15 protein-coding genes are annotated in these 13,141 nt (G+C 47.6%); 11 read left to right on the forward strand and 4 right to left on the reverse strand.

The window, feature by feature from the left end; genetic code table 11:
- Positions 1-95 precede the first annotated feature (95 nt).
- Positions 96-1,562 carry a sigma-54 interaction domain-containing protein gene (locus SHEWMR4_RS04600; RefSeq protein WP_011621682.1) on the reverse strand — a complete coding sequence of 489 codons (1,467 nt, stop codon included), beginning with the start codon at positions 1,560-1,562 and terminating at the stop codon, positions 96-98.
- Between the two features lie 510 nt (positions 1,563-2,072).
- Positions 2,073-2,618 (reverse strand): thioredoxin family protein, encoded by a 546-nt coding sequence (locus SHEWMR4_RS04605; RefSeq protein WP_011621683.1) that lies wholly within the window; start codon positions 2,616-2,618, stop codon positions 2,073-2,075.
- Positions 2,619-2,820: 202 nt separating this feature from the next.
- Here SHEWMR4_RS04605 and SHEWMR4_RS04610 point away from each other — a divergent pair, with 202 nt between their 5' ends.
- Positions 2,821-4,371, forward strand: coding sequence for a S10 family peptidase (locus SHEWMR4_RS04610; protein ID WP_011621684.1), 1,551 nt, complete (start codon positions 2,821-2,823; stop codon positions 4,369-4,371).
- A gap of 86 nt (positions 4,372-4,457) precedes the next feature.
- Positions 4,458-5,072, forward strand: a complete 615-nt coding sequence (locus tag SHEWMR4_RS04615) for a LysE family translocator (protein ID WP_011621685.1) — start codon at positions 4,458-4,460, stop codon at positions 5,070-5,072.
- A gap of 120 nt (positions 5,073-5,192) precedes the next feature.
- Here SHEWMR4_RS04615 and SHEWMR4_RS04620 read toward each other — a convergent pair whose 3' ends face one another.
- Entirely contained in the window at positions 5,193-5,510 is a 318-nt protein-coding gene (locus SHEWMR4_RS04620; RefSeq protein WP_011621686.1) for a DUF3144 domain-containing protein, read from the reverse strand.
- Positions 5,511-5,905: 395 nt separating this feature from the next.
- Between SHEWMR4_RS04620 and SHEWMR4_RS04625 the strand changes: the two genes are divergently transcribed.
- Both SHEWMR4_RS04625 and ung read left to right on the forward strand, forming a co-directional pair.
- Entirely contained in the window at positions 5,906-6,340 is a 435-nt protein-coding gene (locus SHEWMR4_RS04625) for a hypothetical protein (protein WP_011621687.1), read from the forward strand.
- Between the two features lie 299 nt (positions 6,341-6,639).
- Positions 6,640-7,299 carry a uracil-DNA glycosylase gene (gene ung / locus SHEWMR4_RS04630; RefSeq protein ID WP_011621688.1) on the forward strand — a complete coding sequence of 220 codons (660 nt, stop codon included), beginning with the start codon at positions 6,640-6,642 and terminating at the stop codon, positions 7,297-7,299.
- A 76-nt stretch (positions 7,300-7,375) separates the two neighbouring features.
- Here the strand turns inward: ung and ispB are convergent, their stop codons facing one another.
- A complete protein-coding gene (ispB, locus tag SHEWMR4_RS04635; protein WP_041408978.1) occupies positions 7,376-8,347 on the reverse strand; it encodes an octaprenyl diphosphate synthase in 972 nt (323 codons plus the stop codon).
- Between the two features lie 273 nt (positions 8,348-8,620).
- Here ispB and rplU point away from each other — a divergent pair, with 273 nt between their 5' ends.
- The 7 genes from rplU (at position 8,621) to SHEWMR4_RS04670 (ending at position 12,960) form a co-directional block, all read left to right on the forward strand.
- Positions 8,621-8,932 carry a 50S ribosomal protein L21 gene (gene rplU / locus SHEWMR4_RS04640; protein WP_011621690.1) on the forward strand — a complete coding sequence of 104 codons (312 nt, stop codon included), beginning with the start codon at positions 8,621-8,623 and terminating at the stop codon, positions 8,930-8,932.
- Positions 8,933-8,946: 14 nt separating this feature from the next.
- Positions 8,947-9,201 (forward strand): 50S ribosomal protein L27, encoded by a 255-nt coding sequence (gene rpmA, locus SHEWMR4_RS04645; RefSeq protein ID WP_011621691.1) that lies wholly within the window; start codon positions 8,947-8,949, stop codon positions 9,199-9,201.
- A gap of 212 nt (positions 9,202-9,413) precedes the next feature.
- Entirely contained in the window at positions 9,414-10,580 is a 1,167-nt protein-coding gene (cgtA, locus tag SHEWMR4_RS04650) for an Obg family GTPase CgtA (protein ID WP_011621692.1), read from the forward strand.
- A gap of 27 nt (positions 10,581-10,607) precedes the next feature.
- Complete coding sequence (locus SHEWMR4_RS04655) at positions 10,608-11,369, forward strand: threonine/serine exporter family protein (RefSeq protein ID WP_011621693.1); 762 nt, start codon at positions 10,608-10,610, stop codon at positions 11,367-11,369.
- The gene (locus SHEWMR4_RS04660; protein ID WP_011621694.1) at positions 11,366-11,839 is read left to right on the forward strand and encodes a threonine/serine exporter family protein; all 474 of its coding nucleotides are present in this window, start codon (positions 11,366-11,368) and stop codon (positions 11,837-11,839) included. Before SHEWMR4_RS04655 ends, SHEWMR4_RS04660 begins: the two co-directional genes overlap by 4 nt.
- Positions 11,840-11,861: 22 nt before the next feature.
- The gene (gene folA / locus SHEWMR4_RS04665; RefSeq protein ID WP_011621695.1) at positions 11,862-12,344 is read left to right on the forward strand and encodes a type 3 dihydrofolate reductase; all 483 of its coding nucleotides are present in this window, start codon (positions 11,862-11,864) and stop codon (positions 12,342-12,344) included.
- Between the two features lie 202 nt (positions 12,345-12,546).
- Entirely contained in the window at positions 12,547-12,960 is a 414-nt protein-coding gene (locus SHEWMR4_RS04670; RefSeq protein WP_011621696.1) for a DUF3718 domain-containing protein, read from the forward strand.
- Positions 12,961-13,141: the final 181 nt, after the last annotated feature.

Below are 13,141 nucleotides of genomic sequence, written 5' to 3' on the forward strand. Positions count from 1 at the left end.
TATTTTAAATTATTGATATTTAATGATTAAGTGTATTTGCGATTTAGTAGGTGTCGCGATATATCGCTAATTGGCGATATATCGCGTTTTTAAAGCTATTCTTCCGCAGGGGTTTGACGTGTAATCCCGAGCTTCTTCATCCGCGATCTGAGTGTACTTGGCGGGACGCCGAGCACATTGGCCGCACCATTGGGGCCCGAAATACGCCAATTGAGCTGCTTTAATGTTTGCTCTATGTGTTGTGCTTCCGCCTCGGCCAAGGTTTGCAATGGTGAAGCCGCGGTTTGAGTCTGCAGGTGATTCGTGGGCATGGCATGGATTTGTAAAATATCCGTTTGAGATAAAATGGCCTCCCGCTCGAGGATATTTTGCAATTCACGCACATTACCCGGCCAGCTGTAGGCCATCAGTTTTTGCAGACCTTTTTGGCTCACGCCGCGCAGTTTCTTACCGAGTTTGCGGTTTAGGGAATGCAATATGTGGCTGACAAGCTCGGGCATGTCCTCAAGTCTTGCTCTCAGCGGCGGCACTTGGATTGGGAAGACATTCAAGCGGTAATAGAGATCCATCCTGAATAAACCCTGTTCAACGCGCTTGAGTAAATCATGGTGACTGGCGGCGACTAAGCGAATATCGACCTTAATGGTTTCACTGCCGCCGAGTCGTTCGAAGGATTGCTCTTGGATCACCCGCAGCAACTTAGATTGCGCCTCCAAACTTAATTCGGCCACCTCATCGAGAAACAGTGTGCCTTGATGGGCGAGTTCGAAGCGGCCCTTGCGCTGCTGTGTCGCGCCGGTAAAGGCGCCTTTCTCATGGCCAAACAACTCACTCTCTAACAGTGAGGCTGAAAACGCCGCGCAGTTAACGCTGATCATGGGCTTATCTTTACGGCGACTCAGTTGATGTAAGTTGCGGGCAACCAGTTCTTTGCCTGTGCCATTTTCGCCACAAATTAATACGGTACTGTCAGTATTGGCCACCATATGCAGTTGCTGGATCATATGACGGATCACCGCGCTGCTGCCCGAAATATCCACATCGCCGGTCTTATCGGCTAACTCGGCTTGGAGATAGTGATTTTCGCTGGCAAGTTGCTCCGACAGGGCTTGAACCTGCGCTAAAGCTTGACGTAGCGACTGCTCGGTTTGTTTCTGAATACTGATGTCGCGAAATATCGCGACCACACCGATTAGCTTGTTGTCCCGATAGACGGGCGTCGAGCTGTAATGTACTGGAAAGCTGCTGCCATCTTTACGCCAAAACACATCGTGGGTGATTTCCCTTGCTATTCCATCCTTCAAGGTGTTGTAGATGGGACAATCTTCTTGGGGATAATGACTGCCATCCGCGTGGCTATGATGATGGCAATTATGGATATTTTTGCCGAGTAATTCTTCATTCTTCCAGCCCGTCATGCGCTCGGCGGCGGGATTAATAAAGACGGCATTACCATTTAAATCAAACCCATAAATGCCTTCTCCCACGGCATTGAGCAGTAACTGGTTCTCTGGCAGAAAATGTTTATCCAAGGGCATTGCAGCGGGCTGTGTTGAGGTCATTCCGTTGATTCCTTAATACGAATGAGTGCCCAGAGTATAACTCCTTGAGTCGTGTCGCGATATATCGTGAGTTACTCGGTAACGCTCGAATTGAATGGTTTAGAGATATGTTTAGAGGTCTGACCATTAACTTGTTGATAATAAAAAGCTTATATTTTAATCGATCGAAAGTTGTATTTAGTGCTGGCGTAAAAGAGTGAATTGTTATAAAAATGTTTCATAAATATCTTTGGCTAAGTTGACCTGAACAAAGCAGGCTCGCCCTTAAGACAGGGAATTCACGGCAACGCGGAGATGTTTATTGAAGTACGGTGTGAGTGAATGAACGAGTTAAATAGCGTTTTGGGGTGAGATGGCTGTTAAGAGTACGGAGTGATTTTCTGCCCACCTTTCCGGAAAATTACTTTCTACTGATTTGAAGTGTGCAAAAAGGCTGCGATGCAGCCTTTTTTATTGCGCGAGTGTTGAGCTTTATGGCTTCTTTTTTGAGGTTAAAGCCAAATCAATCGCTTACAGTGATTTTGCCTGAGCTAAGCCATTAAGCACGGCCTCTATAGTGAGCTTTGAAGGCAACACTATACCGTTAGGCGCCCTTGGACCATAGACCTTATTGTAAGGTGTACCCGGTACGCCTTCATGCTTCATATAACCCGCAATGGTGGAATCGGCTTCGCTCCAATTTCCCTGCATCAAAATAACCTTGTCGGCCATCAGCGCATTCACCACTTGCTCTCTGTGGGTGACTTCAGCCTTGTTGGTTTGGCAAATGCTGCACCAGTCTGAGGTGATATCCACAAACACTGTGTAGCCATCGGCGACCAGTGGCGCGATTTTTTCAGGGGCCAGCGTGTGCCACTGCAACTTTTGATAGGCTTGATAATCTTCGCCTTTATGTACAAAACCGATAATTCCGCCTAGGCCGACGGCGAAAAATCCCAATACAAAAATTACCGCCAGTGGAATGCGTTTACCTTTGCTGCGTTGCCAGATTAACAGGCCAATCGCGCCCACGAGTAATGCGAGAATGATCAGACTGATAAGAGTGATAGTGCCCATAAATGCCTACATAAGTTTTCGATAATCCAATCTATCTTAGCGGCTAACAGCTTAAATCTGCGTGAATTTACGCTTTAAAAGCCGATTAAACCTTTGACGCATTCGGTTGCAATTGTGCTTTTGCGCCGAGTGCGCAGTCTTTGTAAGCTGGTGCATCAATAAAAAGATCACAAATAACCACTACAGAAGGGAAGAATAATTGATGCGAGCGCTAACAGAGAAGCAAACGCCCTCAAAACTGAAATGGGCAAGTGTGTTGCTGCCCTTGTTATTCACTGTGTCCATAGTCGGTCATGCTGAGCCTGCGCAAAAAAGCGAAGCCAAAGTGGATAAGCTAGTGCCAGAGGTGGTGACGACTAAGCACAGAATGACGATTCAAAATCAAAAGATCAGCTATCAAGCCATTAGTGGAGAAACCATTTTAGAGGATGATAAGGGTGAGCCTCAGGCGAGTATCTTCTCTATTACGTATTTACGGGATGATGTGCAAGACAGCAGTAAACGCCCTGTCACGTTTATTTTCAACGGAGGCCCAGGTTCTGCCTCGCTGTGGCTGCACATGGGACTCTTTGGGCCAAAGCGTGTGATTGTACCAGGTGATGCCAAAGATGATGGTGCGGCGCCTTATCGGATTGAAGCCAACGATTACTCCTTACTTGATGAGTCTGATTTAGTATTTATCGACCCTGTGGGTACCGGTTTTAGCCGTGCGCTTGGTGAGAAGAAAGGCGCCGATTTTTGGGGCGTGAAAGAAGATGCCCAATCCATTGCCGAGTTTATGCGCCGTTGGTTGATTGAACATAAGCGTTGGAATTCGCCTAAATATCTTGCCGGTGAAAGTTATGGTACGACGCGAGCCGCAGCATTAGTGGATGAGCTCCAAGGCGGTTGGACCGATATCTCGGTCAATGGCGTGATGTTGATTTCATCGATTCTCGACTTTAGCCACGCTCGCTATCAACCGGGTAATAACCAACCCTACATTGGTTTTTTACCGACTATGGCGGCAACCGCGTTTTATCACAATAAAGTCAACGATGCCGACAAGGCCTTAGGGCTCGAAGCGTTTGTCGAACAGGCGCGTCAATTCGCTATCAAGGATTACGCCTTAGCCCTATTACAGGGTAGTCGTTTAGCGCAAAGCGATTATCAGAGCGTACGCAAACAGTTGGCGCGTTTTACGGGCCTGAGTGAGTCTTATCTTGACCGAGTGAATTTGCGGGTGAGTGCGAGTCGCTACACCAAAGAATTGCTCAGGGATCAGGATTTGACCGTCGGGCGGTTAGACAGTCGCTATACCGGCAAAGATTACGACAGTGGCGGTGACTCGACCGATAACGACCCGTCAGGATATGGTATCGATGGCGCTTATACGGCGGCTATCCATCAGTATCTGTATGAGGATTTAGGGGTTAAATTATCACGCCCCTTCAACGTGCTCTCCACCGATGTTAACCGTGGCTGGAACTGGAATATCAGCGGTAAGCAAATGCATTATGTGAATGTGGCGCCCTATTTAGGGCAGGCGCAGCGCGAGAATAAAGACCTACGCATTTTTGTCGGTAACGGTTATTTCGATTTTGCGACGCCCTTCTTTGCGACCGAAAATACCTTTGCCGATAATGGCATAGATAATAGCCGTGTCACTATGCATTACTACAAAGCGGGCCACATGATGTATGTGGAGCCCGCGTCGCTTGAGCAACTGGTGCAAGATATCCGCGCTTTTTATCATCCTAACGCGGCTAAATGAGAGTGACCGTATTATTTGGCCAGTGTTAAACTGCCACTCCTGTGAAGGCCCTATTGAGGGCCTTTTTATGCTTTAAAGGGTTAAAAATGAGCTTTAGTACTTGGTTAGGACTATTGGCGATTTGTTGCTTGGGCGCTATGTCTCCCGGGCCGAGTTTGGCCATGGTTGTGCGTCATACCTTGGGCGGTGGTCGCGGCAAAGGGATCGTTTGCGCTTGGGCGCACTCGATTGGTATTGGTATTTATGCGTTAGTGACGCTACTCGGACTAGCCGTTGTATTGAAAAAAGCGCCATTGATTTTTAATGGGATCGCGATTTTAGGCGCGCTCTATCTCGCATGGATGGGGATCCAAGCATTGCGCTCAAACGGTGGTATGCAGGCAAAACTTGCGGCGGGGGAGGCTACGGATACGCTCACTGCGGCGCGCGATGGTATCGCAATTTCCCTCTTCAATCCTAAGATTATGTTGTTCTTTTTAGCGCTGTTTAGCCAGTTTGTGATGGTGGCCGATAGCTTGACGGGTCAAGCACTTATCGTGCTAACGCCTTTGGTAGTTGATGGGCTTTGGTACACCTTGATTGCCTTACTGTTGTCCCATTCGAGTGTATTGCCTAAGTTACGGGAAAAAGCGGGACTTATTGATAAACTTTCTGGTGTGGTACTGATCCTGCTCGCGATACGCGTGGTCTACACTCTCTGACGTTTCACAATGCGTATTGATGAGTGTGAAGAAATAAGTGCGAAGAGATAAAAAAACGCCATCACAAGATGGCGTTTTTTATGGGATTTTAGCAGGCGATGCTTGGCTTTTAGCGCATCATCAGCCTTTAAAGATTTGTACCGAGTCATCCGCCGCCACCGCTTCTTCCTGCATAACGGGTGGATTAGCGATATGGTCGTCTAGGTTGTCGCTTAGCATTTCGCGGTATTCGGCGCTAAACCAGTCGAGCGCATTGTCTTTTTCTGCGCCTAAGTCGGCAGATTTGATCGCGGCTTCAAAGGCGTTAAAACGCGCAGCGGCAAAACGCAGGGCCGTGCCGACTTTACCGACATCACCTTCCTGCTGGCTTAGCTGATTGGCTAAGGCAATAAATTGATCGGCAAGTTCAAAAATCGTGGTGTTGCTGGTATCAGTCATAGCGCTTACTCAAAATAATTTATTGGTGGGCGATTCTATCCTAAATTCTGCAGGAAGGAACCGCTTAGGCTTAAGTATTGGGATCTAAATCGGTTGTAGTGAGCCCAATCCTTAGCAGGTTATCCATCGCTAACTTGCGGTTAGCTCGAAGGTTGATTGGGCGATATTGTAATTGGTATCAATGGGTTTTGCTGCATCGTTTCAAGGCGGAAGATATGTAACAGTTCTATCATCGTGATTTAAATCCTTGCCGATTTGGGATGCAGATAGCCTGCCGAAATACAAGCTCTGCATGGCGATGCGGGGTGAATAATATCTGATTTAGCCTCCTGTGAGGATTCATCTTCTGTTCAGTTAGCCACTCGCATACTGCTTCCATCAACAGGAGAACCGCCATGAAAGCAATTAAACTTACTCTGTCAGCCTTACTACTCGCTGCAGCTTCATCTTCGGCCATTGCGGCTGATGTCGGAGTGTCGATTAACATCGGCGATCCAAACTTTTACGGTCAGATCAATATTGGTAATTTTCCTCGTCCACAGGTGATTTACGAACAGCCTATCGTGATAGAGCAGTCTCGGGTCGTGTATGAACCTATCTATCTGCATGTGCCGCCTGGTCATGCAAAAAAATGGGGCCGCTATTGTGCTTCCTATGGTGCCTGCGGCCGTCCGGTCTATTTTGTTCAGGATGTCTGGTATCGCGATGAGTACGTACCCCGTTATCGCTCCTATAAACAGGATAAGCATCACCACAAACATTACGACAAACATGAGCGCCGCAAAGACAGAGATGACGACCGTGGTCATGGCCATCGTGGTCACGATTAGCACAGATTGTTTGAGTAAACGCCCCTATCACGCTAGCTGATGGCTTATCAGAGCCATTTGCGAATCAAAGCGCCGAGGCGCAACATGGCGCAGCATTCAACTTTGCTCGAGTTAACTTTTGCGATTCGGGGCGTTTCTCGATAGTAATCGATTGCCTAAACCTAAGGGACTGAACGGGTTTAGGCCGTAATTTGCTTGCGATACCTCAAGACTCGGGAATAAAAACCGGAGTTGGCTTGTCATGTCGTGCTATCACTTTTAAGCTAACGGCATCGTAACTTAAGTAAGAGAAACAGATTTTGGCGACTTGGCAGGCATTTATTGACCATCAACGTTCTCAACCCTATTACCAGCAGTTGATAGCATTTGTGAATCAAGAGCGTGAATTGGGTAAGGTGATCTATCCTCCTAAAGAGGATGTGTATAACGCCTTTAAAACAACCCCATTGGAGCAAGTGCGTGTAGTGCTTATAGGTCAAGATCCCTACCATGGCCCCGACCAAGCCCACGGCCTGTGTTTCTCGGTTAAGCGAGGCATTAAACCGCCGCCATCGCTAGCCAATATGTATAAAGAGTTAGTGAACGATATTCCCGGTTTCCAAATCCCAAATCATGGTGATTTAACCCAATGGGCGGAGCAGGGGATTTTGATGCTTAATACCGTGCTGACGGTGGAACAAGGGCAAGCCCACTCACATGCCAATGCAGGCTGGGAAACCTTTACCACTGAGGCCTTAAAGCTGTTAAATGCGCAGGAACGGCCGATTATTTTCGTACTCTGGGGCAGTCATGCTATCAAAAAAGGGGCGGTGATTACTGCGCCACAGCATCAAATTCTGTCGGGACCCCACCCGTCACCACTGTCGGCTTATCGCGGCTTCTTCGGTTGTGGGCATTTTTCTAAAGTGAATCAACTGCTGATGGCGCGGGGCGAAGCACCGATCCAATGGCAGGTTTAAGTTCACTTGGATAAAGAACCTTAAAAACAAAAAGGCCTTGCTTAGCAAGGCCTTTTTGTTGGTTTATCGCTGCCAATTAGTGGTTACGATCAACGGAGATTTTCGCCAGTGAGATTAATGCGGTTTTGAAATCACTGTCGGGTAATACTGCCAGCGCCGCAATCGCTTTATTTGATTCTTCAATAGCTTTTTGCTGAGTGTAAGTGAGCGCGCCGCAGTGATGCAGAGCGGCAACTATTTTCTCAATGGCGTGGGTGCCATCACCTTGCTCAATGGCTTGGCGAATGAGTTGCTGCTCTTCTTCTGTGCCATGGGCAATGGCATAGATCAGCGGTAAGGTCGGTTTACCTTCGGCGAGATCATCACCGATGTTTTTACCTAACTCTTCACTGTCGGCGGTGTAGTCGAGCAAATCGTCGGTCAGCTGGAAGGCGGTGCCTAAATACTTACCATAGTCGCCTAATGCGGTTTCTTGCTCGGGTGTAGCGCCGGCTAATACCGCGGCCAGTAACGTGGCGGCTTCGAATAGCTTGGCGGTCTTGCAATAGATCACCCGCATATAGCTTTCTTCTGTGGTATTAGGATCGTTACAGTTCATTAGCTGTAATACTTCACCTTCGGCCAATACGTTAGTGGTATCGGCTAATACACGCAGCACTCGCATGCTGTCGAGTTCGGTCATCATTTGGAATGAGCGGGTATAAAGGAAGTCACCTACTAATACACTGGCGCTGTTACCAAAGAGTGCGTTGGCGGTTTCGCGGCCGCGTCTGAGGGTCGATTCATCGACCACATCATCGTGCAGTAATGAAGCGGTATGAATAAATTCAATAATCGCGGCAAGCTTAAGGTGGGCTTCACCTTGATAGTCGACGGCGCGCGCTGCGAGGACGGACAGTAAAGGACGAAGACGTTTACCACCACCATTAATAATGTAGAAACCTAACTGGTTAATCAGGGCGACATCTGACTCCAGCTGTTTATAGATCAGCTGATTGACTGCTTGCATATCAGTGTCAGCCAGTTGACGAATAGCGTTTAAATCCATAATAGACTCTGGTTGTGGGGCCATTACGTACCCGGCCTCTATTTTAGGCTCACGTGTTATATAGAATGAATTTTACCTAAAATTCCGACATATGACAGTACTCACACTACTAATGTGCGAGTTATTCCGGCCTTTTTTTATTCTTTCCTAATTAGGGCTTGCCAGATAAGGATTCTTCGCGTAAACTCCGCGCCCATTGTCAATAAAGTTTTTGTAGCACCCTGCCTCCCATAGTGTGAGCCAGCGTGTTAGGAATATCGGAGTAAAATAGCTATGTACGCTGTTTTTCAAAGTGGTGGTAAACAACACCGTGTAGCCCCTGGCCACACAGTTCGTTTAGAAAAATTAGAAGTTGCTACTGGTTCAACTGTTGAATTCGATCAAGTTTTACTGATCGCTGACGGTGAAAAAGTGCACGTTGGTGCTCCTTTAGTAGCTGGCGGTAAAGTCGTTGCTGAAGTAGTAAGTCATGGTCGTGGCGAGAAAGTAACTATCGTTAAGTTCCGTCGTCGTAAGCACCACGACAAGAAGATGGGCCACCGTCAGTGGTTCACCGAAGTTAAAATTACTGCTATCAACGCATAATAGGAGTCTAACTCATGGCACATAAAAAAGCTGGCGGTTCTACTCGTAACGGCCGTGATTCAGAAAGTAAACGTCTTGGTGTTAAGCGCTTTGGCGGTGAATCAGTTCTAGCTGGTAACATTATCGTTCGTCAACGTGGTACTAAATTCCACGCTGGTGTAAACGTGGGTGTTGGTCGCGACCACACTCTGTTTGCTCTGACTGACGGTAAAGTAAAATTCGAAGTTAAAGGTCCTAATAACCGTAAGTTTATTAGCATCGAAGCTTAATTTTCGAGTCTAGCTTATACTGTAAAGCCCCGCCATTGGTGGGGCTTTCTGTTTTTTATGCTTCTATTTACCTGCGTTTCTGGTGAGTTTGGTAAATCTTTATCAAATTGATGGCGTTGACTGGTAAGATTGGGAGCAAGTATCTCGAGTTTTTTGGCGACCGATGAAGTTAAACGGTATAATTCCTTCATTCAGTGATGCCTGGAGTAAGTATGAAGTTTGTCGATGAGGCAGTAATTAGGGTCGAAGCAGGCGACGGCGGTAGCGGTTGTGTGAGCTTCAGACGCGAAAAATATATCCCCGATGGTGGTCCTGATGGTGGTGATGGCGGTGACGGCGGCAGTGTTTATCTGCAGGCCGATGAAAACCACAACACCCTGATAGAATACCGATTTGAACGTTTTCACATGGCTGAGCGCGGTGAAAACGGCCGTGGCCGTGATTGTACTGGTCACAGCGGTAAAGATTTGATTTTAAAAGTGCCAGTGGGTACTCGTGCCATTGATGATGAAACCGAGGAAGTCCTCGGCGATTTAACCACCCATGGCCAAAAGCTATTAGTGGCTAAAGGTGGATTTCACGGCTTAGGCAATACGCGCTTTAAGAGCAGTACTAACCGTGCGCCACGTCAAAAGACCTTAGGTACTCCGGGTGAAGTCCGTAGTCTGAAATTAGAGCTGCTGTTGTTAGCCGACGTTGGCTTGCTCGGTATGCCTAACGCGGGTAAATCGACCTTTATTCGCGCGGTATCACGTGCAACACCAAAGGTTGCCGATTACCCCTTCACGACGTTAGTACCTAACCTAGGTGTGGTTAACCCTCGCCCTGGTCAAAGCTTTGTGATCGCCGATATTCCAGGTTTGATCGAAGGCGCGGCAGAAGGTGCGGGTCTGGGTATTCGTTTCTTAAAACATTTAGAACGTTGCCGTATTCTGTTGCATATCATCGATATCGAGCCAATTGATGGCACAGATCCTGTGGATTCTGCTCGTGCGATCGTCGGTGAGCTTGAAAAATATTCGCCCAAATTGGCAAGCAAGCCACGTTGGTTAGTCTTTAACAAGGCCGATCTGCTGCTCGAAGATGAGCTGAAAGAGAAAGTTGCTCGCGTAGTTAAGGAATTAGGTTGGGAAGGTGACGTTTACACTATTTCTGCCTATAGCCGCGATGGCACTAAAGAATTAGCGACCAAGCTGCTGGACTTCATCCAAAGTCTTCCTCCGGAAGATAAAGATGCGAACCCAGATGCAGAGGTTGAGTTCAAGTGGGACAATTATCATCAAGCCAACATTGATGCAATCAATGAAGACTATGACGATGAATTTGACGATGACTTTGATGATGACGACTACGATGTAGAAGTGATCTACCAAAGATAATATCCCAACCTAAGTTTTGAGAGTCCCGTGTACGCAGATACTCAAAATGATATTACTCGGCAGGTTGTGCGTGTCGCACAACTGCTACTGGCCTACGGCGCTGAATCTGATTTAGTTGAAGAAATCAGCCAGCGCCTAGGTCAGGCCTTAGGATTGGCAAGTGTTGAGCTTTCCATCTCCTCTAATTCCCTCGTGTTAACCAGTTTAGTGCATGGTCGCTGTATCACGACGACGCGTCGGATCCGCGAGCATGGCATCAATATGACCATAGTCTGCGAGTTGCAACGCATCTGTTTGTTGGCGGAAAAAGGTCTCTATGGCCCCAACGAAGTGCGTAAACGCTTAGCGCGGATTGAACCTAAGACCTATCCGCCGTATCTCGTGATATTGATGATAGGCCTGTCCTGCGCCAGTTTTTGTCACCTATTTAATGGCGATATTGCCGCATCAGTTATCACCTTTTTTGCCTCCGCGGTCGGGATGTCGGTGCGCCTTGCGATTGCCAAGCGGCATTTTAATTTGCTGGTCAATTTTGCGGTGACGGCATTTGTCACTAGTATGTTGGCGCAGACGGGTTATGTATTTCACTTGAGCGAAACCCCGCAGGCGGCCATGGCGGCCAGTGTGTTGATGCTGGTGCCGGGTTTCCCGATGATCAATGCAATTTCTGATATGGTCAAAGGCCATATGAACGTGGGCATTTCCCGTTGGGGCCATGCCACCTTGCTCACAGTGTCATCCGTTATCGGCATCACCATTGCGATGCAGATTGGGGGGATCTTCCTATGATCGCCTTACTGTGGACGCTGTTGCACGATGCCTTTTTCTCGGCGATTCCCGCAGTGGGCTTTGCTATGGTGTTTAACGTGCCGAAACGTTTCTTACCCTACTGCGCGCTCGCTGGCGCCATAGGGCACAGCTCACGCACGCTAATGCTGCAATTTGGCTTGCCTATCGAATGGGCGACCTTTGCTGCCGCGGCTTTAGTGGGGACTATCACTATCGGTTTTGCTAAGCGTCATCTCGCGCCGCCGTTGATGTATGCCGTTGCAGCGATTATCCCGATGATCCCTGGCACCTACGCCTTTAATACCGTAATAGCCTTAGTGCAATTAACGGCGCAGTCACAGGTCAGTCAAGAGCTTACTGGGCAAGTGATCAGTAACGGCTTAAAAACGGTGTTTATCTTAGGTGCACTGTCGGTGGGCCTTGCCTTACCGAGTCTGCTGTATTTTAGAACCCGCCCTGTTATTCAATAAAAACAATACCAAAGGAGTGCCCATGCGCATTGCTATGATAGCCGCGATGGCAAACAATCGAGTCATCGGAAAAGACAACAAAATGCCATGGCATCTGCCCGAAGATTTACGCCACTTTAAAGCCATGACCTTAGGCAAACCTGTAGTCATGGGACGTAAAACTTTTGAGTCCATCGGTCGCCCTCTGCCTGGGCGCCACAATATTGTGATTTCCCGCCAAGCGGATTTGCAGATTGACGGTGTGACCTGTGTGACCTCATTTGAAGACGCTAAACTGGCGGCGGGCGAGTGTGAAGAGTTAGTCGTTATCGGTGGTGGGCAGTTGTATCAGCAATTATTACCTCAAGCCGACACACTCTACCTGACGCAAATTAGCTTAGATGTTGAAGGCGATACTTTTTTCCCTGCTTGGGATAGCGATAAATGGCAAGAAACCGAATCGGTAACTGGTATAAATGGCGATGGGCTGGAATATCGCTTTATCAATTTGACAAAAAAATGTTAAATTACGTTGTTCTGTTGTGTACCCTGTGCGTATGGATTGTCAATATGTCTAAGGTATTAGATCCGATAGGCCTGACTTAGTTGAGATAGCGGTTTTTTACGGCTTCTTTACTGATGACTCCTAGGAGGCCGATATCCGCTAGAGATAGACGCAAACCATACAAAACATAATAAAACTATAAGAAAGTATTAAGGAGTATCGGATGCGTCTTATGCCTGTAGCTTTGGCTGCACTAATCGGATTTAGCTATGTTTCTGTGCCAACCACGGCAAAAGCCGAAGCTGATCCACTTGTCGCGAGTATTTGTGATTACGTAAAAGCGAACGATAAAAACCGTTTACGTAAAAAACTAAAAGAAAGCCGTGTTAAGTTACGCCAAGTGTACAGCGGGATTAGCTGTGATGGTCAAAGCTTGTTGCGTACTGCCTATGCCGCGAATGCGAATGATGCCGGTGAGTTTGTGGCTAAGCGTTTATCAGTTAACGAACTGAGCGTACCAGAAGCCGATGGCATGACGATTCAAGCGTGGGCTGAAGCCAATGGTCACGGTGCTAGCCCTATCACAGCGGCAGTCAAAGAGCGTCTAGGCGCTGCTGCTGGCGGTGAAGAAGAGTAATCATCTGTCCCATCATTTTTATGTGCCTTTACACAAGGAAAAATGATAGTTAAAAATGCCGAACTGAGTTCGGCATTTTTTATGGGCGTCGTTTAGGCCGTTTTTACCGGATATTGAGCAGTGTTCTTGGGGGGTGATGCTGATAAGTGTCAAAACTGAGTTTATTGCTTGAGCTATTGTT

Origin of the sequence: Shewanella sp. MR-4, from assembly GCF_000014685.1 — a bacterium.
Taxonomy (GTDB): domain Bacteria; phylum Pseudomonadota; class Gammaproteobacteria; order Enterobacterales; family Shewanellaceae; genus Shewanella.